This window comes from Streptosporangium carneum (assembly GCF_027922005.1).
Taxonomy (GTDB): Bacteria; Actinomycetota; Actinomycetes; order Streptosporangiales; family Streptosporangiaceae; genus Streptosporangium; species Streptosporangium carneum.
In genome coordinates this window covers 1-22739 of record NZ_BSEV01000052.1, presented here as the reverse complement: position 1 = coordinate 22739, position 22739 = coordinate 1, and the positions used below count along the sequence as shown (strand labels likewise).

At 70.4% G+C, this 22739-nt stretch carries 20 protein-coding genes and 1 pseudogene; 7 read left to right on the top strand and 14 right to left on the bottom strand.

Translation table 11 applies throughout. The features are described 5' to 3' along the window. Positions 1-1215: 1215 nt before the first annotated feature. From PKF00_RS43445 to PKF00_RS43430, 4 genes and pseudogenes are all read right to left on the bottom strand, one after another. A pseudogene (locus PKF00_RS43445) lies at positions 1216-2200 on the bottom strand (aldo/keto reductase). Between the two features lie 193 nt (positions 2201-2393). After that, positions 2394-2747, bottom strand: coding sequence for a cupin domain-containing protein (locus PKF00_RS43440; protein ID WP_271223649.1), 354 nt, complete (start codon positions 2745-2747; stop codon positions 2394-2396). Positions 2748-2891: 144 nt separating this feature from the next. Beyond that, a complete protein-coding gene (locus PKF00_RS43435; protein ID WP_271223648.1) occupies positions 2892-3533 on the bottom strand; it encodes an AMIN-like domain-containing (lipo)protein in 642 nt (213 codons plus the stop codon). 209 nt (positions 3534-3742) lie between these two features. Further along, positions 3743-5170: an MFS transporter gene (locus PKF00_RS43430; protein ID WP_271223647.1), complete on the bottom strand. Its 1428-nt coding sequence runs from the start codon at positions 5168-5170 to the stop codon at positions 3743-3745. Between the two features lie 85 nt (positions 5171-5255). Between PKF00_RS43430 and PKF00_RS43425 the strand changes: the two genes are divergently transcribed. After that, positions 5256-5648 (top strand): MarR family winged helix-turn-helix transcriptional regulator, encoded by a 393-nt coding sequence (locus PKF00_RS43425; RefSeq protein WP_271223646.1) that lies wholly within the window; start codon positions 5256-5258, stop codon positions 5646-5648. An 18-nt stretch (positions 5649-5666) separates the two neighbouring features. Here PKF00_RS43425 and PKF00_RS43420 read toward each other — a convergent pair whose 3' ends face one another. Together PKF00_RS43420 and PKF00_RS43415 are read right to left on the bottom strand one after the other, a co-directional pair. Then, complete coding sequence (locus PKF00_RS43420) at positions 5667-6287, bottom strand: VC0807 family protein (protein ID WP_271223645.1); 621 nt, start codon at positions 6285-6287, stop codon at positions 5667-5669. Further along, a complete protein-coding gene (locus PKF00_RS43415) occupies positions 6284-7462 on the bottom strand; it encodes an alpha/beta hydrolase family protein (RefSeq protein ID WP_271223644.1) in 1179 nt (392 codons plus the stop codon). The genes PKF00_RS43420 and PKF00_RS43415 overlap by 4 nt, the downstream gene beginning before the upstream one ends. 110 nt (positions 7463-7572) lie before the next feature. Here PKF00_RS43415 and PKF00_RS43410 point away from each other — a divergent pair, with 110 nt between their 5' ends. After that, positions 7573-8136: a TetR/AcrR family transcriptional regulator gene (locus PKF00_RS43410; RefSeq protein ID WP_271223643.1), complete on the top strand. Its 564-nt coding sequence runs from the start codon at positions 7573-7575 to the stop codon at positions 8134-8136. Positions 8137-8297: 161 nt separating this feature from the next. Here PKF00_RS43410 and PKF00_RS43405 read toward each other — a convergent pair whose 3' ends face one another. The 7 genes from PKF00_RS43405 to PKF00_RS43375 all read right to left on the bottom strand — a co-directional run bounded on the left by PKF00_RS43405 (position 8298) and on the right by PKF00_RS43375 (position 16643). Next, the gene (locus tag PKF00_RS43405; protein ID WP_271223642.1) at positions 8298-9578 is read right to left on the bottom strand and encodes a thymidine phosphorylase; all 1281 of its coding nucleotides are present in this window, start codon (positions 9576-9578) and stop codon (positions 8298-8300) included. A 2-nt stretch (positions 9579-9580) separates the two neighbouring features. Then, on the bottom strand, positions 9581-9976 hold the full coding sequence (locus PKF00_RS43400; protein WP_271223641.1) for a cytidine deaminase: 396 nt from the start codon (positions 9974-9976) through the stop codon (positions 9581-9583). A gap of 52 nt (positions 9977-10028) precedes the next feature. Continuing rightward, positions 10029-11306: an ABC transporter permease gene (locus PKF00_RS43395; RefSeq protein WP_271223640.1), complete on the bottom strand. Its 1278-nt coding sequence runs from the start codon at positions 11304-11306 to the stop codon at positions 10029-10031. Then, positions 11303-12454 carry an ABC transporter permease gene (locus PKF00_RS43390; protein ID WP_271223639.1) on the bottom strand — a complete coding sequence of 384 codons (1152 nt, stop codon included), beginning with the start codon at positions 12452-12454 and terminating at the stop codon, positions 11303-11305. Before PKF00_RS43390 ends, PKF00_RS43395 begins: the two co-directional genes overlap by 4 nt. After that, positions 12451-14001, bottom strand: coding sequence for an ABC transporter ATP-binding protein (locus PKF00_RS43385; RefSeq protein WP_271223638.1), 1551 nt, complete (start codon positions 13999-14001; stop codon positions 12451-12453). The genes PKF00_RS43390 and PKF00_RS43385 overlap by 4 nt, the downstream gene beginning before the upstream one ends. Before the next feature lie 73 nt (positions 14002-14074). Beyond that, positions 14075-15157, bottom strand: coding sequence for a BMP family lipoprotein (locus tag PKF00_RS43380; protein WP_271223637.1), 1083 nt, complete (start codon positions 15155-15157; stop codon positions 14075-14077). 244 nt (positions 15158-15401) lie between these two features. Then, the gene (locus PKF00_RS43375) at positions 15402-16643 is read right to left on the bottom strand and encodes a M20 family metallopeptidase (protein ID WP_271223636.1); all 1242 of its coding nucleotides are present in this window, start codon (positions 16641-16643) and stop codon (positions 15402-15404) included. A gap of 562 nt (positions 16644-17205) precedes the next feature. Here PKF00_RS43375 and PKF00_RS43370 point away from each other — a divergent pair. Beyond that, positions 17206-18549, top strand: a complete 1344-nt coding sequence (locus PKF00_RS43370) for a peptide ligase PGM1-related protein (RefSeq protein ID WP_271223635.1) — start codon at positions 17206-17208, stop codon at positions 18547-18549. On the opposite strand, the gene PKF00_RS43365 is transcribed toward PKF00_RS43370, so the two are convergent. Beyond that, the gene (locus PKF00_RS43365; RefSeq protein WP_271223634.1) at positions 18508-18726 is read right to left on the bottom strand and encodes an SCO4848 family membrane protein; all 219 of its coding nucleotides are present in this window, start codon (positions 18724-18726) and stop codon (positions 18508-18510) included. The two genes, PKF00_RS43370 and PKF00_RS43365, sit on opposite strands and share 42 nt — an antisense overlap. 94 nt (positions 18727-18820) lie before the next feature. Here PKF00_RS43365 and PKF00_RS43360 point away from each other — a divergent pair, with 94 nt between their 5' ends. From PKF00_RS43360 to PKF00_RS43345, 4 genes are all read left to right on the top strand, one after another. Next, positions 18821-19966: a D-alanyl-D-alanine carboxypeptidase family protein gene (locus PKF00_RS43360; protein WP_271223633.1), complete on the top strand. Its 1146-nt coding sequence runs from the start codon at positions 18821-18823 to the stop codon at positions 19964-19966. A gap of 173 nt (positions 19967-20139) precedes the next feature. Beyond that, positions 20140-21393: a sensor histidine kinase gene (locus tag PKF00_RS43355; RefSeq protein WP_271223632.1), complete on the top strand. Its 1254-nt coding sequence runs from the start codon at positions 20140-20142 to the stop codon at positions 21391-21393. Then, positions 21384-22025 carry a response regulator gene (locus tag PKF00_RS43350; protein WP_271223631.1) on the top strand — a complete coding sequence of 214 codons (642 nt, stop codon included), beginning with the start codon at positions 21384-21386 and terminating at the stop codon, positions 22023-22025. Before PKF00_RS43355 ends, PKF00_RS43350 begins: the two co-directional genes overlap by 10 nt. 13 nt (positions 22026-22038) lie before the next feature. Next, entirely contained in the window at positions 22039-22605 is a 567-nt protein-coding gene (locus tag PKF00_RS43345) for a hypothetical protein (protein ID WP_271223630.1), read from the top strand. Positions 22606-22739: the final 134 nt, after the last annotated feature.

Sequence of the window (22739 nt, the reverse complement as noted above, 5' to 3'; positions counted from 1 at the left end):
CACGACATCCCATCAGCGATCAACTCTCCCGGCCGACCGGCAAGGGGCACGATCTTTCGTCAGGACTCAACGTCCAGGAGCACACAGTGCTCACCTGCCGGCGGCCGCCAACCATCCCAGGAGCCTGCCCGATAGCCGACTCCTAGAACTCATTAGGAGCGCAGGGCTGAGCTGGAAAAACCCCCGACAAGAGAAGGGCCTCCCCACCCGTGAGGCACCAGCTTCGCTGGGCCGCCTGTTGCCCACCCTCTGATCGTTGCCCAGAGCATCCCGAAAACCTTGAACGGCCCCCGCTCACCCCAAGCACCTTGAACGGCCCCCGCTCACCCCAAGCACCTTGAACGGCCCCCGCTCACCCCAAGCACCTTGAACGGCCCCCGCTCACCCCAAGCACCTTGAGTGGTCCTCGCTCACCCCAAGCACCTTGGGCGGCTCCCTGGCAACCTCTGGGCAAGACGCCCCCGCCCGCGCTCTTGAACCCCTCCGAACTCCCGATACGACAAACCCCATCACCACCCCGGGTAAGCCCTCCCTTTCCTCCCGTGTAACCCTCGATCCCTCCTCCCGGGCAACCCCCGATCACTGGGCAGCGTCACCCCTGCCAGCCCGCAGGCAAGGCGACGATCCCTGGGCAAGTCCCAGAGCCCCTGGGTAAGTTCCAGTTCTTGGGCAAGGCGACGATCCTCAGGCAGGGCGACAAGGGTTCCGGGGGATCGCCAGCGCTCTGGATAACGATCATGGGGTGGGCAACAGGCGGCCCACCGAAGCCGGTGCCTCACGGGTGGGGAGGCCCTTCTCTTGTCGGGGTTTTTCCAGCTCAGCCCTGCGCTCCTTTCGAAAGGGAGGCTTCAGCTGCGGCGATCGACCATGGATGAAGCCCTGCGGATTGCTTCAGCATCAGACAGGACGCTGGGCGGCCGGAAAGGGAGCGACTACGGTCCGCAGGGCGTACGGCGAGACAGCCATGCGTGGAGGGGGGCGGGTGGTCCGGCCGGCGTATAAAAGGACCGCAACCAGGCACGCCCGTCAGGCCGGAGGCCTGATCTCACCAGAGCTCAGCTGAGACGGCCGGCCGGACCACCCGCCCCCCTCCACGCGAACCAAGCCCAGCCCAGAGAACAAAACAAACCCAGAGAAGCAAGCGAACCAAGCGAGCCCGGCGGACCCGGCCAACCAAGCAAACCAACCGACCCGACCTGACAGCCCGAAACACGCCTAGTGGGCGGCGTTCAAGCGGGTGCGCTGGTCCTCGGTCAGCTCCAGGTCGACCGCGGCCAGGTTCTCCTCGAGCTGCGCCACCGACGACGCCCCCGTCAGCGGGATCACCGGCAGCGGGCCGCCGATCTGCCAGGCCAGCACCACCTGGTTCACACTCGCCCCGGTCTCCTCCGCGACCTCGCGCAGCACCGCGAGCCGGGCGGGCGTTCCCGGGTGGTTGTAGTCCGGCGGCACCGGCTTGTCCTCCCGGACGTAGGCTCCGCCCAGCAGCGGGGAGTAGGCGACCAGGGTCAGGCCCGGCTCCGCCCCCAGGTAGCTCAGCAGTTCGGCTCCGGCGTGACCGAGGCTGCCCTCCTTGAAGAACGCGTCGGGCATGTCGAAGCGCGGCCGGAGGTGGCTGTGCTGGTACTGCAGGACCTCGTAGCCGGGCAGTCCGGCGGCGGCGGCGATGGCGCGGGCCCGCTCGACCCGCCAGATCGCGTGGTTGCTCACCCCGAGCAGCCCGACCGTCCCCTCCGCGACGAGTTCGGCGAAGCCCTCGACGGTCTCGTGCGGCGGGACGGTCCTGTCCTCGATGTGGGCGTAGAGCAGGTCGAGTCTGTCCACGCCGAGCCGTTCCCTGCTGCGCTCGGCCGACTCCCGGATCACCTTCGCCGACAGCCCCTCGGCGTTGTCGATGTAGCCGGTGCCCGGGGCGAGCGGACGCGCCCAGCTTGGTGGCGATGACGATCTCGTCACCGACGCCGCGGCTGCGCCGCCACTTTCCGAGCAGTTCCTCGCTCTGCCCGCCCTGGCCGCCGTCGACCCAGTAGGCGTAGTTGCCGGAGGTGTCGATGAACGTCCCGCCCGCCTCGACGTAGCGGTCCAGGATGGCGAAAGAGGTCTTCTCGTCGGTCACCGATCCGAAGAACATCGCGCCGAGCGCGAGCACGCTCACCTCGCGGCGGGTCTTCGGGTCGGCGCCTATGGTGCGGTACTTCACGATGTCCCCTGTCGTCCAGCCCGCTGGTTCCGGGCCCCGAGAGGAAGTCTGGGACGTGGAGCGCGCTCCAGGTCAAGCCCGGGGTCGACGTGGGGCGGGCGGTCCCCTTCACTCCGCCCCCTCCGCCGCGAACTCCCGCTTCCCGCTACACCCCTCCCAGGTCAGCGGGTCACCCGTCTCCCAGGTCAGCGGGTCACCCGTCGCGGTTGACGGTCTCCGGGGAGAAGGCGGGCAGGCAGACGGCGACGTACTCGGCGCCGTCCGGGCCGCAGCTGTAGCGGATCTTCTCCCCCGGTTCGCTCACGAACGCCTGTCCGGCGCCGACCTCGGTGACGCCCCCTTCGTGCTCCACGACGACGGTGCCCTTGAGCACCACGGTGTACTCGGTGAACTCCGGCGTCTGGGCGGGCTCGTCCCATCCCGGCGGGGCCGTCATGTGCGCGATCGAGATTTGGGCGTCACCGCTGTTGACCCGGCCGACGTACTCTTCGATGATCTTGCCGCCCGGCACCGGAATGCGCGTCGCGCTGTCGATTTTGCGTACCATCACGCCAGTTTGCCACCGCGTTCCGTACGCCAGGTTTCGTACGCCGGGTTCCGTACGACGGGTTCCCGGCAGGCGGCCTCGGCGCGCGGTCCCGGCGATCTCAGTGCGCGGTCCCGGCGATCTCAGTGCGCGGTCCCGGCGATCTCAGTGCGCGATGTCGACGATCAGGCGCTGGGGGTCCAGCTGCTCCTTTATCCGGAAGCCCGCCTTGTGGTCCACGACGATGCCCACGCCGACCATGCCCTCGAAGTCGCCCGTCTTGACCACGCTCCGCACGTTGCCCAGCGCCGCCTGGAAGATCGGGCCGCCCGTCCAGGTCGGGGCGCCGGACTCGCTGTGCGCGCTGGCCGGGGTCAGCGTCACCTGGAGGTAGGCCCCGCCCTTGACGTCGATCGTGTCGCCGGAGCCGTCCTGGACCAGCTTGGGCACCCAGTTCACCCGGTATCCCGGCAGGTCACCCTTCCTGAGGTCGATGACCACCCGGTCGAACCCCTCGTGCCGGGCGAACCGCACCCCGACGACGGTCGGCGGGGTGTCGGGGGTTCGCGTCATCTCGACCGACCTGTCGGCATCCGGAAAATCCACTCCCGTGGGAGAGGCGGACGGCGGGCTCGACGGTGCCGCGGTCGGGGACGTGATCGTGGTCGCGGGCACGGGCCTCCCGGTGGCCTCGGTCGTCGTCACCGGGGTGGGTGAGGAGGGCACGGCGGACGGCGTGCTCGTGCCGCCGCAGCCGACCAGCAGGGCGAGAGGAGCAAGGGCAAGGGCGACGCGGGTGCGCTTCATGATGGCCTCCTGCCCCGTTAGATGCCCAGCTCCCGGGAGAGGTTCACCATCTGGGAAGATCCGGTTCGACGCGGCCCTGACACGTGTCAGGGGCGGTGGTGACACGTGAGGCCCCGAACGGCGAAAGGCCGCCAACGGGCCCCGGATCCCGTTGGCGACCTACTCGCGCGCCGTGCGGGCCCGTGTCTCCCGTACGACGCGCGAGGGACTCAGACGGTCTCCAGCACCTTCTCCTCCCCTGCGGGAGCGAGGGCCGCGCGGGGGCGGCGCAGGCCGGTGAGGGCGATCAGCAGACCGACCACGGCGAGGATCGCGGAGACCGTGATCGACGCGTGGAAGGCGTCCAGCGGGTCGGTGCTCGTGGTGGAGGTGAGCACGGCCGTCACGACGGCCAGCACGATCGCCCCGCCGACCTGTCCCGAGGTGTTGAGCAGGCCCGAGGCCAGTCCCTGCTCGTCGTCCGCGACGCCGTTGGTCGCCTGGATGTTGAGCGAGGGGAAGGACAGCGCGAAGGCGATGCCCACCAGGATCATGCCGGGGATGATCAGGGTGGCCAGGCTGGGGTTCTCGTCGAGCCGCAGGAACAGCGCGAACGCGCCCGCCAGCGCGGCCGAGCCGACCGCGATCAGCTTGCCGGTGCCGAACCGGTCGGCCAGGCTGCCCATCTTGGTCGACGTCACGGCCACCAGCAGTCCGGCGGGCAGGAAGGCCAGCGCGGTCTCCAGGGCCGACCAGTGCAGGAAGTTCTGGAAGTACTGCATGGCCACGAACTGGAAGCCGACGTAGGAGCCGAACAGGATCACCAGTCCGAGGTTGGCGCGGACGATCGGTCCTGAGCGCAGGATGCCGAGCCGTACCAGCGGGTGCTTGACCCGCTGCTCGGCCAGCACGAACACGGCCAGCAGCGCGGCGGCGCCCAGCAGGGAGCCGATGGTGCGCGGCGAGAACCAGCCCGCGTTGGGCGCCTCGACGACGGTGAAGACGAGCAGCAGCATCGAGGCGGTGATGGTCACCGCGCCGATGAGGTCGTGACCGCCCTCGGCCTTCTCCTCGCGGCGCTTGGGCAGGACCTTCAGGGCGGCGACCAGGGCGATGATCGCGACCGGCACGGGCATGAGGAACGTCCAGCGCCAGCCGAGCTGGGTCAGGAAGCCGGAGATGACCAGGCCCAGGGAGAAGCCGCTGGCGCCGGAGGCGGTGAAGATGCTGAGAGCCCTGTTGCGGGCCGGGCCCTCGGCGAAGGTCGTGGTGATGATGGACAGCGCGGCGGGCGCGGTGAAGGCGGCGCTCACGCCCTTGACGAACCGGGCGGCGATCAGCATCGTGCCGTCGTTGACCAGGCCGCCGAGGAGCGAGGCGACCACGAAGACGGCGAGCGCGACCAGGAAGACCCTGCGCCGCCCCAGCAGGTCGGCGGTACGTCCGCCGAGCAGCAGCAGACCGCCGTATCCGAGCACGTAGCCGCTGACCACCCACTGCAGGGACGAGGTGGACAGGCCGAGGTCGGCCTGGATGGACGGCAGGGCGACTCCCACCATCGAGACGTCGAGGGCGTCGAGGAAGATGACCGCGCAGAGCACCGCGAGCGCGGCCCAAAGGCGCGCGTTCCAGCGCTCTTCGTTGGAGGAGGAGATCATGGGGGCAACAATACATGCAGGCGCATCTAATGCAAGCGAATTTAATTCGTGTGCATTAGATGTTCGCGCATGCTAGGATCCGGCCATGAGTGAGCGGTCCGTTGTTCATGCGTGGCGGGATGTGCTGGCCAAGCACGCCGTGACCTCGTGCGCGCTGGAACGCGAGCTCTCCGAGCACCATCAGCTGGGCATGAGCGAGTTCGAGGTCCTGGAGCGCATGGTCGAGGGCGGCCAGGACAAGTACCGCGTCCAGGAGGTGGCCGACGCGGTGCACCTGAGCCAGAGCGCGTGTTCGCGGCTGATCGCGCGCCTGGAGAAGGCGGGCCTGGTGTGCCGGGGCATGTGCGAGGCCGACCGGCGGGGCGTCTTCGTCCTCATCACCGACGAGGGCCGTGCGCGTCACGCGGCGGCCCTGGCCACCCACCGTGCCGTGCTGGAGTCCGTCTTCGCCCCCCGGCCCCAGCCCGCCGGGATCTGACCGGTCCCGGCGACCCGCTCAGGACCCGGTCGGCGACACGGAGGCCATCCGCTCGCCCCGGCCGCCGTACCACGCGGACCACACGCCGAGCAGGGCCAGCGTTCCGATCAGCAACACCGACGACAGGCCCGCCATGACGTCCACGGGCAGCAGGTAGACGAGCGGGATCCGCGCGGCCGACTCGGCCAGCAGGACGACCGCCCAGGTCAGGGTCATCACGAGATACACCCTGCGGAAGGCGGGCCGGGCCGCGTAGAGGGCGTCCCAGCGGGCGACGGTGGCCTCGTCCTCCGCGCCGAAGCGCTTGGCGATCCCGAACGCCGCCGGGCGTCGCGCCAGGCAGGTGCCGATCAGGACGAGGGCGAGGACCGCCGTGGTGACCGACTTGACGGCCAGCATGAACCGTTCGTCGCCGCTGACCAGCGACAGGATCAGGCCGAGCGCGAACACCAGGCCCGTGCAGGCGGCGAAGCCGTCCAGCCTGCGTTCCCTGACGGCCACGTAGCACACGCGCAGCGCGCCCACGCAGGTCGCGGCCAGCATCGCGGCGTACTCACCGATGTGCAGCGAGCGCAGCAGGTAGTAGACGGCGACCATGGGAAGCACGTCGTGTAACAGCACGGGCAGCATCTTCTTCATCGGAGGGTCCTCTCCAGCCAGTCACCGATGCGGGCCATGGCCAGGCGCTGCGCGCCCGACTGGCAGTGGGCGTCCGCGCCCTCGGCCTCGGTGAACTCGATGAGTGTCTTGTCGCAGGTCAGATGGGCGTACAGGGCCTCGGGCTGGCCCTTGAAGCTGAAGTCGTCCGGGGCGGAGCAGACGAGCGTCGGGCAGGCGATCCGCTCGGCGACGCCGTCGCGCAGGTGGTAGCCGAGCATCGCGGTCAGGTAGCCGCTCGGCGAGGAGCCCGTCACCCAGGCGCCGTGGGTGACGGCCCAGCGGGCGACCGCGTCCTGCGCCGTCAGGGCGCGGACGGCATCGTCGGCCTCCGGCTCGGCCAGGGCCCGCCTGGCCGCCTCCCTGTCGCCGCCGAACCTCTCCGCGACGACGGCGCCCATGTCGTAGACGCCGTCGAAGGCGACGAGCGCCTTGACCCTGGGCTCGAACGCGGCCGCGCGCGGGGCCAGCAGGCCTCCCATGCTGGCCCCGAGCAGCGCGACCCGGTCCGGATCCGCGTACGGCCCGGCCAGCAGCCAGTCGAGCACCGGGCCGACCACGTGCTCCCAGTCGGGCCGGAACACCAGCCCTCTGCGCATCGCCCCCGGCTGTCCCGGGCCGTCGAAGACCAGCACGTTGAACCCGCGCTCGTGCAGCGCGGCGGCGCCGAAGAAGTGCATCTCCTCGGCGCTGCCGTCGAAGCCGTTGTGCATGACGACCGTGGCGCCCCCGCTGCCACGGTAGAGGTAGCCGGGCAGCGTGAGGCCCTCGTAGGGGATCTCGACCGGCTCGACGCCGCGGATCTCGGCGAACTTCCTGAAGGTTGCGACCTGCCGCGCGTAGGCGGCCTCGACGCGCGGGTCCGACGGGTCGCCGTGCAGGAAGAACTCGGCGGAACGGTAGTAGTTGGACGCGCGCAGGAAACCGTCGCCCGCGCTGACCCGGTGTCCCGCCGCGAGCGAGCGCTCGGCTTCGGCCGCCACCCGGTCCGCCGTGGCCAGCCACTCGTCGTGCCAGCTGTCGTAGTCGCCTTCGACGACGCGCTGGGCGGTCATGACGACCTCGCCGAAGTCGGCCCCTCCGTACGCGATGTGACCGAACGAGCGCAGCGTCTCGTACCAGAACGTGGGGTCCTTCTCGAAAACGAACGGACGCATCCGTCAACTCCTTAACGCAAGTTATTTCGCTTCAAGGTAACGCGCCCTCGAAGCTAACGCAAGAGAGTTTGCGTTAACTAAGGCTAGGAACCTCGCGTTAGTATGAGCTCATGCAACCTGTACGCAGGCCGGGGGGCCGCACCGCGAGGGTCCGGACCGCCGTGCACGAGGCGGTGCTCGACCTGCTGCGCGAGGAGAGCTGGGACGACCTGAGCATCGCCCTGGTGGCCGAGCGTTCCGGGGTGCACCAGGCCACGATCTACCGGCGCTGGGGCACGCTCAGCGGGCTGATCGACGACATGGTGAACGAACAGCTCTCGCAGGGATCGCCCGTCCCCGACACGGGGACGCTCCGCGGCGATCTGGAGGCCTACGCCCTGAAGGTCGCCGACGACGTCGCGAGCCCCATGGGAGCCCTGTACGTCCGCGCGGCCATGGTCGGCTCACGCGGTTCCGAGGGTGAGGTCTACCTGATGAACCGGGGCCTGCGACTGCAGGCCATGCTCGACAGGGCGGCGGAGCGCGGAGAGCGCCCGCCCACGCTGCTGGAGCTCATGGAGGTGGTCATCGCCCCTCTCTACTATCACGCGATCTTCTTCGGCCGCCCGGTCGGCCCCGACCACGCCAGAACCCTCGTCGACAGGCTCCTCAGCCTGCGCGGATCACCCGGGTGACGTGACCGCCGCCCGGCTGACGTGACCGCCGTCCGGCTGACCTGACAGCCGTCCGCGTGACACGGCCGGACAGCGACACGGCCGGACAGCGACACGGCCGGACGACGGCGGGGCTCGGCGACGGCAGGGCCGGGCGGTGACGGTGTCAGGCGACGGCGGGGTCAGGCGGTGACGCGATCGATCACCAGCGGCAGCGGGTCGGGGCCCGCGTGCTCGCCCACGACGTACGCGCCGTCGAGCGCGGCGAGCGCCCGCTCGAAGCGGGAGGCCTCGTCAGTGTGCAGGGTCATCAGCGGCTGCCCCTCGCGGACCCGGTCACCCAGCCCCGCGTGCAGCACGACGCCCGCGCCGAAGGAGACCGGGTCCTCCTTGCGCTCCCTGCCCGCGCCGAGACGCCAGGCGGCCAGACCGACGCCGTACGCGTCGAGCCTGGTCAGCACGCCCGACGAGGCGGCGGTGACCTCCAGGGTCTCGGCGGCCCTGGGCAGCCGGGCGTCGGGGTCGCCGCCCTGGGCGCTGATCATCCTGCGCCAGACGTCCATCGCCGAGCCGTCCTGCAGCGCCCGTTCGGGGTCCTTGCCACCGGACAGTCCCGCGGCGTCCAGCATCTCGCGCGCCAGCCGCACGGTCAGCTCGACCACGTCGGCGGGCCCGCCCCCGGCGAGCACCTCGACGGACTCGGCGACCTCCAGCGCGTTGCCGACGGTCCTGCCGAGCGGGCGGTCCATCGCGGTGAGCAGCGCGACGGTGCGGACCCCGGCGTCCGTGCCCAGCTCGACCATCGTCGTGGCCAGCTCGCGGGCCCGGTCGACGGTCTTCATGAACGCGCCGGAGCCGACCTTCACATCCAGCACCAGCGCCCCGGTGCCTTCCGCGATCTTCTTCGACATGATCGAGGAGGCGATCAGCGGGATCGACTCGACGGTTCCGGTGACGTCGCGCAGCGCGTACAGCTTCCTGTCGGCCGGGGCGAGTCCCTCTCCGGCGGCGCAGACGACCGCGCCCGCCCTGCCGAGCACGTCGAGCATCTCGTCGTTGGACAGCGAGGCGCGCCAGCCGGGGATGGACTCCAGCTTGTCCAGCGTGCCCCCGGTGTGGCCCAGGCCCCGGCCCGACAGCTGGGGCACGTAGCCGCCGCACGCGGCGACCAGCGGGGCGAGCGGCAGCGTGATCTTGTCGCCGACGCCGCCGGTCGAGTGCTTGTCCGTCGTACGGCCCGGCAGCGCCGACCAGTCCATCCTGGCCCCCGACCGGATCATGGCCTGGGTCCATCCGGCGATCTCCCTCCGGTTCATGCCGTTGAGCAGGATGGCCATCGCGAGGGAGGACATCTGCTCGTCGGCGACGACGCCCCTGGTGTAGGCGTCGACCACCCAGTCGATCTGCTCGGCGGACAGCTCCCGGCCGTCCCGTTTGGTGACGATGACGTCGATCGCGTCCACGCTCAGCTCCCCCGGTTCAGGTCATCGGGCCCGAAGGCGTACGGCAGGATCTCCGCCATGGGCCTCGGGCCGTCCACGGTCTCCACGAGCAGTGCGGCGCCGCCGAACTCGAACAGCAGCTGGCGGCACCTGCCGCACGGCATGAGCAGCTCCCCCTGCCCGTCCACGCAGGTGAAGGCGACCAGCCTGCCGCCGCCCGTGGCCATGAGCGCGGAGACGAGCCCGCACTCGGCGCACAGGCCGAGGCCGTAGGAGGCGTTCTCCACGTTGCAGCCCGAGACGATCCGCCCGTCGTCGACCAGCGCGGCCGCGCCGACGGGAAACCTGGAGTAGGGGGCGTAGGCGTTCGCCATGGCCCGTACGGCCTCCGCCCTCAGCGCGGCCCAGTCGACGCTCATCCGGCTCGCTCCACTCGTGGACGCGGAACGGCGGACGTCCCGCCCGTTGTGATCACTTCGCCTGCCCCCTGCGGTACGGCACGCCGTCGGCCGCGGGCGGCCGGAGCCGCTGGGCCGCCAGCGACAGCACCAGCAGCGTGGTGATGTGCGGGGTGACCGAGGTGAACTCGGCCGGGACGCTGTCGGTCAGCGCGAACACCACGAAGACGGCGATCGCCGCGACCCCGCTGATCACGGCGGCCCTGGTGCGGTTCTGCGCGACGAGCTGGTAGACCGCGGCGGCGGCGATGAGGATCGCGACCACCAGCAGCAGCGCGTGCACCGACTCCCCGCCCCTGCGCAGCTGAAGCCCGTCGGTGTAGCCGAACAGCGTCGCGCCCGCGGCCAGGCCTCCCGGACGCCAGTTGCCGAAGATCATGGCGGCCAGGCCGATGAAGCCCCGGCCTCCGGTCTGCCCCTCGCGGTAGGCGCTGGCGGCCACCAGCGACAGGAACGCGCCGCCGAGCCCCGCCAGGGCCCCGGAGACGAGCACCGCGGCGTACTTGTGGAGGTAGACGTTGACGCCCAGCGACTCCGCCGCGACGGGACGCTCGCCGCAGGAACGCAGGCGCAGACCGAACGCCGTGCGCCAGAGCACGTAGTAGGACAGCGGGACCAGCGCGATCGCCAGGATGGTGAGGAGCGAGACGTTCGTGAGCAGGCCCCGCAGGATGCCCGCCACGTCGGAGAGCAGGAACCAGTGAGTCGACTCCAGCGTGGTCAGCCCGTCTCCGACGCCCGGCACGCTCACGATGCCCGGTTTGGGCACCGGCGGGGACTGGGAGTCGCCGCCGCCCGGCATCGTGGCGAAGGTGACCTTGGAGAGGAACTCGGTGACCCCCAGGCCCAGGATGTTGATCGCGACGCCGGAGATGATGTGGTCGACCCCGAACGTCACGGTCGCGATCGCGTGCAGCAGGCCGCCGAGGAGACCGCCGATCGCGCCCGCGACCACGCCCGCCCAGGGGTTGCCGAAGTGGATCGCCCCCCAGGCGCCGCACCAGGTGCCCAGGACCATCATGCCTTCGAGGCCGATGTTGACCACCCCGGCCCGCTCCGACCACAGGCCGCCGAGGCCGGCCAGGCCGATGGGGACGGCCAGCGCGACGGCGGCGTTGATCGCCCCGGCCGAGGTGAGGTCGACGGCTCCGGTGACGGTCCTGGTGAACGACAGCAGCAGGACCAGCCCGCCGAAGGCGAACAGCAGGACCTGCCAGGTGACCCTGAGCCTGCGGGGCTTGGGCGGCTCGGCCGCCGGAGCCTTGGTCAGGGTGAGACCGCCTTCGCTCATGCCGACGCTCCTTCGGCCCGGACCTGGGTCCCGCCTGCCAGTTCGCTGCTCACCCGGCGTTGCTCGGCCGAGATCTGGTAACGGTGGACCAGCTCGTAGGCGACGATGACCGAGAGCACGATCGTGCCCTGCATGATCTGGACGATCTCCGGGGAGATCTCGTGGAGCTGCAGGATGTTCGACGAGACGTCGAGGAAGGCCCACAGCATGGCGCCGAAGGCGATGCCGACAGGGTTGTTCCTGCCCAGCAGCGCGATCGCGATGCCGGTGAAGCCGAGCCCCAGGGGGAACTGCAGGCTGTAGCTGTAGGACTCGCCGAGCAGGATCGGCATGCCCGCCAGGCCCGCCACCGCGCCCGACAGGGCCATCGCGATGAGGACCATCCGCTTGACGTTGACGCCGCTGGCCACCGCCGCGGGCTCGGAACGCCCCGTGGCGCGCAGGTCGAAGCCGAAACGCGTCCGGTTGAGCACCACGTAGTACAGCACGCCCACGGCGACCGCCAGGATGATCAGGCCGTTCACCTTGAGGGGGCTTCCCGGGATGAGCGCGATCCCCGACACCTGGGCGGACGGACCGAGCGGCTTGGTGCCGATGTTGTTGCTGCCCGCGACCTCGACCGCGAGCCGGTCCTTGTTGAGCAGCCAGGAGCCGAGCGCGGTCGCGATGGCGTTCAGCATGATCGTGGAGATGACCTCGCTGACGCCGCGCCTGACCTTGAGCAGGCCCGCGATCGACGCCCAGCCCGCGCCGACCAGCATGGCGACGAGGACGACGGCGGCGATGTGCAGCGGGGCGGGCAGCGTGATCGAGGCGCCGAAGGCCGCGGCGACGAGCGCCGCCAGGCGGTACTGCCCGTCGACGCCGATGTTGAACAGGTTCATCCTGAACCCGATCGCCACCGCTATGGCGGACAGGTAGAAGCCCGACGCCAGGTTCAGCGCCAGCACGATCGATCGTGGCTGGACGCCGTAGTCGACCATGATGCCCAGCGTCTCCAGCGGCGGGGCGCCGGTGATCAGCAGGACGACCGAGGTGATCAGGCCGGCGAAGACGACGGCGAGGATCGGCGCGGCGAGCGAGAGCAGCCCGCCGAGCCTGACACGGCCGAGCAGCCGGTCGGCGAAGGTCGACTTCGCGGCGCTCATGCCGCCTCCCCCGCGCCCGTCATGGCCGATCCGAGCTGTTCGGGCGTCACGGTGCGCGGGTCGACGTCGGCGACCACGCGCCCGCGCAGGATGACCTTCAGCGTGTCCGACAGGCCGATGAGCTCGTCGAGGTCCGCCGAGATCAGGAGCACGGCCAGGCCTGCGGCGCGTGCGGCGCGCAGGTGGTCCCAGATCGCCGCCTGCGCCCCGACGTCCACGCCCCGGGTCGGATGGGAGGCGATCAGGAAGACCGGCTCCCCACTCATCTCCCTGCCGACGATCAGCTTCTGCTGGTTGCCTCCGGACAGGGCGGCGGCGTCCACGTCGATGCCCGGCGTGCGGACGTCGTACTCCTCGACGATGCGCTCGGTGTCCCTGCGCGCTCCCGCGCGGTCGATCCAGGGGCCCCTGACGTTGGGCCTGCGCGTCTGGTGGCCGAGGATCCGGTTCTCCCAGAGCGGCGCCTCGAGCAGCAGGCCGTGCCGGTGCCGGTCCTCGGGGATGTAGCCGATGCCCGCCTCACGGCGGCGCAGCGTCGGCCAGGCGGAGATGTCCTTGTCGCCGAGGAGGACCTCGCCCTCCGCGGGGCGCATGCCCATGACGGCCTCGACGAGCTCGGCCTGGCCGTTGCCCTCGACGCCCGCGATGCCGAGCACCTCGCCCCTGCGGATGTCGAATCCGACGCCGTCGACGACGGCCCTGCCGTCCTCGGAACGGACCGTCAGGCCGCGCACGGACAGCGCGACCACGTCGGTGACGGCGGACTCGCGTGTCTGCGGGCTGGGCAGCTCGCTGCCGACCATCAGCTCGGCCAGCCGCCTGGCGGTGACGTCCTCGGGACTCACCTCGGCGACCGTGGTGCCGCGCCTGATGACGGTGATGGCGTCGGCGACCGAGAGCACCTCGTCCAGCTTGTGCGAGATGAAGATGATCGTCAGCCCCTCGCGGACCAGCCCGCGCAGGTTCTCGAAGAGCTCGTTGACCTCCTGCGGCACGAGCACGGCGGTCGGCTCGTCGAGGATGAGGATCCGGGCTCCCCGGTAGAGGACCTTGAGGATCTCCACCCGCTGCCGCGCCCCGACGCCCAGGTCCTCGACCAGGGCGTCGGGGTCGACGCCGAGGCCGTAGGAGTCGGAGATCTGCCTGATCCTCCTGCGGGCGGTCCCGAAGTCGATGGCGACCCCGCCCGCGCGGGGCTCGCTGCCGAGGATCACGTTCTCCAGGACGGTCAGGTTGTCGGCGAGCATGAAGTGCTGGTGGACCATGCCGATGCCCACGGCGATCGCGTCGGCGGGGGAACGGAAGGTCGCGGCTTTCCCGTTGACACGGATCTCGCCCTCGTCGGGGCGCTGCATGCCGTACAGGATCTTCATGAGGGTGGACTTGCCCGCGCCGTTCTCACCGACGACGGCGTGCACGTGACCTTGCTGGACGGACAGGGAGATGTCGCGGTTGGCCACGACGCCGGGGAACCGCTTGGTGATCCCCTCGAGTTCGACGGCCGGTGTCGAGGTGCTGATGACGGCCCCCTCCGTGCGGATGGCCATGATTACCGAAGGCAGTGCTGGGATACCCCGAAGGGCCCGGGGAAACATCCGCCGGGCCCCTGTCGGCAGGAGATCAGGAGGACTTGTCCGGAACGACGATCTCGCCGGAAATGATCTTCTGCTTGAGCTCGTCGAGCTGGATCTTGATGTCGTCGACCTGACCACCGGTGGTGGAGTAGTCGACGCCGCCCGCCTTGAGGTCGTAGACCGTGGTGCCGGCCTTGACCGAGTTGGAGGTGAAGCTCTTGAGGAAGTCGAAGACGGCGACGTCGACCTTCTTGATCATGGAGGTCATGACGACGCCCCGCACGTCGGCCGCCGCGGTCTTGGCCTGGTCGGAGTCGACGCCGATGCCCAGGCCCTTGGCGGCCTTGGCCGCCTCGAACACGCCGCCGCCGGAGCCGCCCGCGGCGTGGTAGACCACGTCGGCGCCCGCGTCGAACATGCCCTCGGCCGCGGTCTTGCCCTTGGCCGGGTCGTTGAAGCCGGTGAAGTCCGGCGGCTGGGTGAGGTACTTGACGTCGATCACGACGTCTGCCTTGATCTTCTTGGCGCCGGCGACGAACCCCGCCTCGAACTTCTGGATCAGCGGCACCTGCACGCCGCCGACGAACCCGATGTGCTCCTTCTTGGTCTTCAGCGCCGCGGCCGCGCCGACGAGGTAGGAGCCCTCCTGCTCGGCGAAGAGCAGGTTGGAGATGTTGGGCGCGGTGGCCGCGGCGTCGTCGACGATCGCGAACTTCACCTCGGGGAACTCGGCCGCGACCTTCTTCACCGACGCCGAGTAGGCGAAGCCGACGGCGATGACGGGGTTGTAGCCGCCCTGGGCGAGCAGCCTGAGCCGCTCCTCCTTGGCCGCCTCGGTCTCGCCGCTGCCCGCCTCGAGCTCCTTGGTGTCGGCGAGGCCGAGCTCGGTCTTGGCCTTGTCGAGGCCCGCGGCGGCGGCGTCGTTGAACGACTGGTCGCCACGGCCGCCGATGTCGTACGCCAGGCCGACCTTCGGGCCCTTCTCCGCCGGCGCCGCGGCACTGCTCGCGCCGCCCTCGGGCTTGGCCGACGTGGTCGGCTCCTCGCTTCCACCGCACGCGGCAGCTCCCAGGAGCATGCTGCCGGCCAGCGCGGTCGCGGTCAGCCTGCCGAATCGGTTCTGAAGCAAGATGAACCCCCTTCGCGTTTCGGTGCGCGCGCGAAGAGACGCACGGCAACCCTGCACGGAAGATAGTTGTTCAACCATGCTTGACCAAACCGGCACAGCGGTCCGAAACAGGTCCGTTATGCAGCTCACGCCACCTCGTGACCCACGAGACGGCCGATCCTACCTAACGGTAGCTTCGGCCGTCGTCACGATAACGTCACGGTAGGGCGGGACCCGGAACCGGGCTCAGCCGTACGGCCCGGACTCAGGCGATCGCGATGCCCGCGACCGGCTCGGTCGCGCTCGGCCTGCGCCCCTCCCAGAGCGCGGTGAGCGCGGTCGCCGCCATGAAGCGCACGCCCGTGGCGATGCAGGCCTCGTCCACGTCGAACGTGCCCTGGTGGATGTCGCCGCCGAGGTTCGCCGCGCCCGGGGTGCGGGTTCCGAGCCTGGCGAAGGCGCCGGGGATGGACTCGAGGTACCAGCCGAAATCCTCACCGCCCAGGCTCTGCTGCGTGGGCTCCGCGGAGCCCTCCCCCAGCACGCCTCCCGCGGCCTCGGCCAGCATCTGCACGCTGACCTCGTCGTTGACCACCGGCGGCACGCCCCTGACGTAGTCCATGCGGGCCTCGACGCCGTAGGCGCCCGCGACGGACTCCAGCAGAGTCTTGATCATGTCGGGGGCCGCGTGCCAGGCCTGCTCGTCCAGGCAGCGCACGGTGCCCTCGGCGAGCCCCTCGTCCGGGATCGCGTTGGCCACGGAGCCCGCCTCGACACGGCCCCAGACCAGGCTCAGCGACGAGCGGGGGTCCACCCTGCGCGACAGCGCGGCGGGCAGCTCGGTGAGGATCTTGGCGAGGGCGAAGACCAGGTCCGCGGTGAGGTGCGGCCTGGCGGTGTGCCCGCCGGGCCCGCTCACCCGGATGAAGACCTTGTCGCAGGCGGAGGTGATCGGCCCGGTCTTGAGCCCGACCTTGCCGACGTCGACCCGCGGGTCGCAGTGCAGGCCGAAGATGCGGTCGACGCCGCTGATGCCGCCGGCGGCCATGACCTCGAGCGCGCCGCCGGGAAGCTCCTCGGCGGGCTGGAAGATCAGCCGGACCCTGCCGGGAAGCAGCCCCGCCTCCGCCTGCCTGGCGAGGAAGAGCGAGGTGCCGAGCAGGATCGTGGTGTGCACGTCGTGACCGCAGGCGTGGCAGACGCCGGGGACCGTCGAGCTGTAGGGCACGTCCTTCTCGTCCGGCACGGGCAGCGCGTCGATGTCGGCGCGCAGCGCCACGGTCGGCCCGTCGCCGCTGCCGACCTCGCAGATCAGGCCGGTGCCGCGCGGCAGCACGGAGGGGGTGAGCCCGGCGGCGGTAAGCCGCTCCGCGATGCGCTGCGTCGTTCTGTACTCGGCGAACGCGAGCTCGGGATGCATGTGCAGGTCACGCCGGAAGCCGATCAGCTCCTGCTCGGATCCGTCGAGGAACGCGTCGAGTTCCCCCCGCAGATTACGCCCCCGCATTGGTCACCGTCCTATCCGCGCCGGTAGCCCTGGTCCTCGACGCACCGTGCCACTGCCCAGAATCCCGAGATCCATGAAGCAGCCCCGAAAAAAGCGATCGCCGCACCGGCGGGCCTGAGGGGGTGCCCAGGGCCGTGTCGGCGCGGACCGATGAACCGCCAGCACGGGAGCGGCAGGCCGGTCTGAGGCCACCGGCGTGTTGACGATGACATCGACTTTATCCCTCCTCCGACATAGCTCGCCGTCATCTCCGCCAAATGTTTTGCCGTCCCGTGCTCTCCTCTCGCGCCTCCTGACCCACTCGAACCAGGGGCGATGGCCCGGATTGACTACCGGCGCGCTAGCCGTGCCCGACGGGAGCCCCCGCCGCGGAGGCGAATCACGCTCCCGTTGAAACATCGAAGATCCGGCAATTTTCGTGACTTCAGGTACCAGTCATCGAACCCGACGGAGTGATGCAAACAGGAGGACTGCATGCTTAACTCCGCTTATGATCACTAATATCCCGTTCGGGGAGAAGCAATCACGCTTGAACATCTTCGAACCGGACGAAGGGACCTTAGTGATCGTCCCTTCGCTGTCGCTCCCCCAGGACGAGCTGCGCAGGATCACCGGAGCCCTGTGCTACGAGGAACGTCTGCTGTTCCTCCTGCTCACCCTCAGACAACCGGGCGTCGAGGTCGTCTACCTCTCCTCGACGCCGGTTGACACCGCGACAGTGGACTACTACCTGAGCTTCCTCGACGACCCCCACGAGGCCCGCTCACGCCTGCAAATGATCAGTTTGGACGATCCCGGCGACGCGCCGCTCACCGAGTCCCTCCTGTGCCGCCCCCACCTGCTCGCGAGGGTCCGCGCCGCCCTCGGCCGCACGTCCGCCGCCTGGATGGTGCCGTTCGTCGTGAGCGAGCACGAGGAGCGGCTCTCGGAGGTCCTGAACCTGCCGATCTACGGCCCCGCGACCGCGCTGGCCCCGCTGGGCTCGAAGAGCGGGGGACGGATGATCGGCGAGGCGGCCGGAGTGCCGATGGCCAGGGGCTTCTCCGACCTGCGCTCGCTGACCGAGGTCGAGCACGCGGCCCGCGCGCTGAGCCCCGCGTCCAGATTGATGGTCAAGCTCAACAACAGCTACTCGGGGCTGGGCAACGCCGTCGTGACCAGGGGCGACGACTCCCTGATCACGAGCCCGACGAGTTTCTCCGCTCCCGACGAGACCTGGACGACGTTCGCCGAGAAGATCGCCGAGCGGGGCGCGGTGCTCGAGGAGTTCATCGAGGAGCGCCCGCTGTACTCCCCGAGCGCCCTGGCCATGATCACTCCGGGCGGCTCGTACGCCGTGCTCGCCACCCACGAGCAGATCCTCGGCGGCCCGAACAACGACGTCTACAAGGGCTGCGTCTTCCCCGCCAGAGCCGAGTACCGCGCCGAGGTGAGCGAGTGCGCGAACCGGATCGCCGGAGTCCTCGCCTCACGCGGCGTGGTCGGGCTGTTCGGCGTGGACTTCTTCGCCGTCAAGACCGACGCCGGATACCGCGCGCTGCTGTGCGAGATCAACCTGCGCATCGGCGGCACCACCCACCCGTTCGGCGCGGCGCTGCTCACCACCGGCGCCGCCTACGACCCCGTGACCGGCACGCTGGCTCGCGACGGACGAGTCAAGCACTACGTGGCGACCGACAACTGCGCCGCGGAACGCCTGGTGGGCCGCACGCCCGCGGAGATCGTCAAAATGGTCGACGCCAACGGGCTCGGCTTCGACCGTGCGAGCCGTACGGGAAACGTGCTTCACCTGCTCGGCGCGCTTCCCGAGTACGGCAAGCTCGGCTTCACCAGCATCGGGGACTCCGCTGAGGAGGCCGCCGAGCTACACCGCCGGACCCTGCGGACGCTTTGCCAGCCCACGTAGGCCGATCACGCCGAGCACGACCGCCACGACGATGTTGACCGCGATCAGGACGCCGTGGACCACGTAGAACGCCGTCGGATGCCCGTCGGCGAGGTTGAAGCCGAGGTTTATCCACTCGAAGATCATGAAAACTGCGACGCCGACCAGGAATCCGGCGATCTTTCGCGACATTTGCATGGCATCAGTATTCCGTCGCACCATCTCGCCCCTGATCAGGGCGTCGGTCGCATGATGCGAATCGGCACGAAGCTACCCTGAGATCATTATGGGGATGAGACACGTCGCGCCCGTCGGGGTGCTGCTGGCGGCGAGCACCTTCCTGGGGGTTCCCGCACACGCCGGTGACAGGCCCGCAGGGGACGGACCCGTCGGCGGCAGGCCCGCAGGGAACGCCGACAACGGGCCGATCGGCGGCGCCGCGCTCGGCAGGCGGGGCCTCGTCGCCCCCACGGGGACGAAGGCGCCTCCCAAGACGGCCGCGAAGTCCTACGTGATCGCCGACGCGGAGACCGGGCAGGTGCTCGCCGCCAAGGACCCCCACGGACGCTATCTTCCCGCGAGCACGCTCAAGACCCTGACCGCGCTCACCCTCATCCCGAAACTCGACAAGACCAAGAAGGTCAGGCCGAGCAGCCGCGCGGTGAACGAGGAGGGCAGCGCCGTCGGCCTGGTCTCCAAGCCCCTGTACACCGTCGACGACCTCTTCAAGGCGTTGATGCTGGTCTCGGGGAACGACTGCGCGATGGCGCTGGCCGAGGCGAACGGCGGCCTCGACAAGACCCTGCGGGACATGAACGCCGAGGCCAAGCGCCTGCAGGCCTTCGACACCGTGGCCAAGACGCCGAGCGGCCTCGACAAGCCCGGCCAGAGCAGCTCCGCCTACGACCTGGCGCTGATCGCCAGGGCCGGTCTGGCCAACCGCGACTTCCAGCGGTACACCAGCACGAAGATCGGGAAGTTCCCCGCCCCGAAGGGCTACTACGAGATCGGCAACCACAACAAGCTGCTCTGGCGCTACAAGGGCATGATCGGCGTCAAGAACGGATGGACGTCCAAGGCGCTGGGCAGCTTCGTCGGCGCGGCCAGGCGGAACGGCCACACCGTCATCGTGACGATCATGCGGCACGACGGCTACTTCTGGGACGAGGTGGCGGACCTGCTCGACTGGGGCTTCGCCGCCAGGGGCAGGACCACGCCGGTCGGCCAGCTGGTCGACCCGGTCCCGGAGGCCGCCCCCACCCCGACCGCCCAGGCCCCGGCTCCGGTGGCACGCCCCGCCACCCCGCCGGCCGCCGCCCCCGACGAACAGCGTCAGGGCCCCTCCGTCGCCCTCTACGTGATCGGCGCGGCCCTGCTCGGCGGCGTCGTCTGGCTGGTGTACGGCCTGCGCAGACGGTTCCGCAAACCGGCCCCCTGAGCCCGCCCTCCCGGAGAGGAACTCCCGGAGGGGAACTCCCGGAGAGGAACTCCCGGAGAGGAACTCCCGGAGAGGAACTCCCGGAGAGGATGACGGGGGTGTGGTTTGCCCCACCGTTTTCCAGGATGCCTCACCCATGTCGCCGGGCGGGCGCACTCCCTACCGTGGAGCCCATGAACGACGTCGAGGCGCTCACCACCCCCTGGGACAGGATCTGGGGTTGGGCCCGCGTCCACTGGTCGGCGCCGACCTGGTCGCGCACCGCCCACGTGGCGACGGGACTGCCGATCGCCCTTGCGGTCCTGGCCGCGATCCTGGGCCTGGTCGCGGCCTCCGTGCTGCTGGTCTGGACGCTGGTGACCCCGGTGGTCGCGCTGCTGCTGCTCACCTTCGCGGTGCCGCTGTTCACCCGCCTGCAGCGGGCCCGCTTCCAGGCCTTCCTCCGGGTGGACATCCCCCGGGTGCCGCCACGCCGCAGGAGCCGCAACCCCTTCAAGACGCTGGTGCGCGAGGCGCGGACCGGCAGCACCTGGCGGCAGCTCGCCTACCACCTGCTGGCGCCGCTGATCGGCCTGGTCGCCTTCCTCGGGGTCGTCGTCGCGTGGTCGGCGTGCCTGGTCGGGATCGCCGTCTCCGTGCATCTGTGGCGCGTCGGCGGCCGGTGGGGCGTCGTGGTGTCCGCCGCGTGCACGCTGGCGTTGCTCGTCGTCGTGCCGTGGGTGGCGCGCGGGATCACCGCGCTGGACGTGATCGCCGCGGAGGCCCTGCTCGGCCCCAGCAGGAGCGACCTGCTGGCCCAGCGGGTCGAGAGCCTGCGCGAGAGCCGCGCCGAGGTCGTCGACGCCGCGGACGCCGAGCGACGCCGCCTTGAGAGGGACCTGCACGACGGCACCCAGCAGCGGCTGGTCTCGCTGGCGATGAACCTCGGCCTGGCCCGCACCACCCTCGCCGACCTGCCCGATCCGGCGCGCGAGGTGATCGTCCAGGCGCACGAGGAGGCCAAGCAGGCGCTCAAGGAACTGCGCGACCTCGTGCGCGGCCTGCATCCGGCCGTCCTCAACGACCAGGGCCTGGACGCGGCGCTGTCCGGCATCGCCGCACGAGCCCCCTTCCCGGTCAGGCTGGACGTCGAGGTGGCCGAGCGCGTCTCCCCGACGATCGAGGCCGTGGCCTTCTTCGTGGTCTCCGAGGCGCTCACCAACATCGCCAAACACGCCCACGCCTCCCGGGCGGAGATCACGGTGCGCCGCCGTGACCGTCTGCTCCATGTGACCGTCCACGACGACGGCGGGGGCGGCGCCCACCCGAACGGCGGCACGGGGCTGCGTGGCCTGGCCCAGCGGGTCGGCTCCGTCGACGGGACGCTGAGCATCGACAGCCCGGCCGGCGGCCCGACGACGATCGCCGTGGAGCTGCCATGCGAGTGATCCTGGCCGAGGACTCGGTCCTGCTGAGGGAGGGCCTCATCCGCCTGCTCGCCACCGCCGACATGCACGTCGTCGCGGCGGTGGCGGACGCGGAGGAGCTCCTGCGCGCGGTCGACGAGCACGCTCCCGACCTCGTCGTCACCGACGTGCGCATGCCGCCCTCGCACACCGACGAGGGCCTGCGCGCGGCGCTCGTGCTCCGCAGGCAGCACCCGGGGCTGCCGATCCTCGTACTGTCCCAGTACGTCGAGGAGCGCTACGCCACCCAGCTGCTGTCCACCGCGACCAGCGGCGTCGGCTACCTCCTGAAGGACCGGGTCGCCGACGTCACCGAATTCCTCGACGCCCTGCGCCGCGTCGCCGACGGCGGCACCGCCCTGGACCCCGAGGTGGTCGCCCAGCTCCTGCTGCGCGGGCGCAGCGACCCTGTCGACCGGCTGACCCGCAGGGAGTACGAGGTGCTGGCGCTGATCGCGGAGGGACGGTCGAACGCGGGGATCGCCGAGGCCCTGGTGGTGTCGGAGAGCGCCGTCGGCAAACACATCAACAACATCTTCACCAAGCTCGACCTCTCCGGTGCGGACAAGGACCACCGCCGGGTGCTCGCCGTACTGCGGTTCCTGAAGATCTGAAAGAGGACACGGCATGCGAAAAGGCGTCAGGACCGGGTGGCTCGTGGCGGGCGGGCTGCTCAGCGTGTCCGCCGTGCTCGGCATCGCGCTGGCGATATGGGCCGGGATCAGGCTGCCCCGCGCCTACGACTTCTCCTTCCCCGGCTCCTACGACTCCTCCGTCCTCGAGAAGCGGTCGTCCGTGACCACCGTCTACTCGCTCAGAGCACCGATGATCATCGTGGACGTCGCGGGGCGGGTCGGCGTCCGCGTCGTCCCCGGCACGCCGGGCAGGCTGGAGGTGAGGCGGGAGGTCAGCGGGGCCGACGGCTCCTACGGTCTGGAGGAGGCGTGGCAGGACGGCAGGACTCTGCGGATCGCGCTCGACTGCCCCGACGACGGCCCCGAGGGGGGCGACTGCCTGGCGGACTACACGCTGAGCGTTCCCCGCGGCGTCGAGGTCCTGATGGCGACGGTGACCAGGGCCGTGCCGTGCCGCCTCACGGCCTCGGAGACGGTCTGCCGCCCCGCGCCCTCCAACGGGAAGGAACCCGAAGCCCCTCCTCGACCGGCTCCCTCCCCGCCCGGCCCCTCAGGCTAGGGCCTGTTTTGTGGATCTTTCCGCCTACTGCGGTCGCCCAGACGGCGCCCCGCCGCGTTGTCGTCGTCGCCCATAACTCCGTTATGAGCTCCTCCTCCGCCTTGCGGTGCATCCGCCTGGCCGATCCTCGCTAC

Coding starts and splice junctions, on each gene's coding strand:
- PKF00_RS43440 (WP_271223649.1), bottom strand. CDS start 2,747: ATGGTACGCAAAATCGACAGCGCGACGCGCATTCCGGTGCCGGGCGGC.
- PKF00_RS43435 (WP_271223648.1), bottom strand. CDS start 3,533: ATGAAGCGCACCCGCGTCGCCCTTGCCCTTGCTCCTCTCGCCCTGCTG.
- PKF00_RS43430 (WP_271223647.1), bottom strand. CDS start 5,170: ATGATCTCCTCCTCCAACGAAGAGCGCTGGAACGCGCGCCTTTGGGCC.
- PKF00_RS43425 (WP_271223646.1), top strand. CDS start 5,256: ATGAGTGAGCGGTCCGTTGTTCATGCGTGGCGGGATGTGCTGGCCAAG.
- PKF00_RS43420 (WP_271223645.1), bottom strand. CDS start 6,287: ATGAAGAAGATGCTGCCCGTGCTGTTACACGACGTGCTTCCCATGGTC.
- PKF00_RS43415 (WP_271223644.1), bottom strand. CDS start 7,462: ATGCGTCCGTTCGTTTTCGAGAAGGACCCCACGTTCTGGTACGAGACG.
- PKF00_RS43410 (WP_271223643.1), top strand. CDS start 7,573: ATGCAACCTGTACGCAGGCCGGGGGGCCGCACCGCGAGGGTCCGGACC.
- PKF00_RS43400 (WP_271223641.1), bottom strand. CDS start 9,976: ATGAGCGTCGACTGGGCCGCGCTGAGGGCGGAGGCCGTACGGGCCATG.
- PKF00_RS43395 (WP_271223640.1), bottom strand. CDS start 11,306: ATGAGCGAAGGCGGTCTCACCCTGACCAAGGCTCCGGCGGCCGAGCCG.
- PKF00_RS43390 (WP_271223639.1), bottom strand. CDS start 12,454: ATGAGCGCCGCGAAGTCGACCTTCGCCGACCGGCTGCTCGGCCGTGTC.
- PKF00_RS43385 (WP_271223638.1), bottom strand. CDS start 14,001: ATGGCCATCCGCACGGAGGGGGCCGTCATCAGCACCTCGACACCGGCC.
- PKF00_RS43375 (WP_271223636.1), bottom strand. CDS start 16,643: ATGCGGGGGCGTAATCTGCGGGGGGAACTCGACGCGTTCCTCGACGGA.
- PKF00_RS43365 (WP_271223634.1), bottom strand. CDS start 18,726: ATGCAAATGTCGCGAAAGATCGCCGGATTCCTGGTCGGCGTCGCAGTT.
- PKF00_RS43360 (WP_271223633.1), top strand. CDS start 18,821: ATGAGACACGTCGCGCCCGTCGGGGTGCTGCTGGCGGCGAGCACCTTC.
- PKF00_RS43355 (WP_271223632.1), top strand. CDS start 20,140: ATGAACGACGTCGAGGCGCTCACCACCCCCTGGGACAGGATCTGGGGT.
- PKF00_RS43350 (WP_271223631.1), top strand. CDS start 21,384: ATGCGAGTGATCCTGGCCGAGGACTCGGTCCTGCTGAGGGAGGGCCTC.
- PKF00_RS43345 (WP_271223630.1), top strand. CDS start 22,039: ATGCGAAAAGGCGTCAGGACCGGGTGGCTCGTGGCGGGCGGGCTGCTC.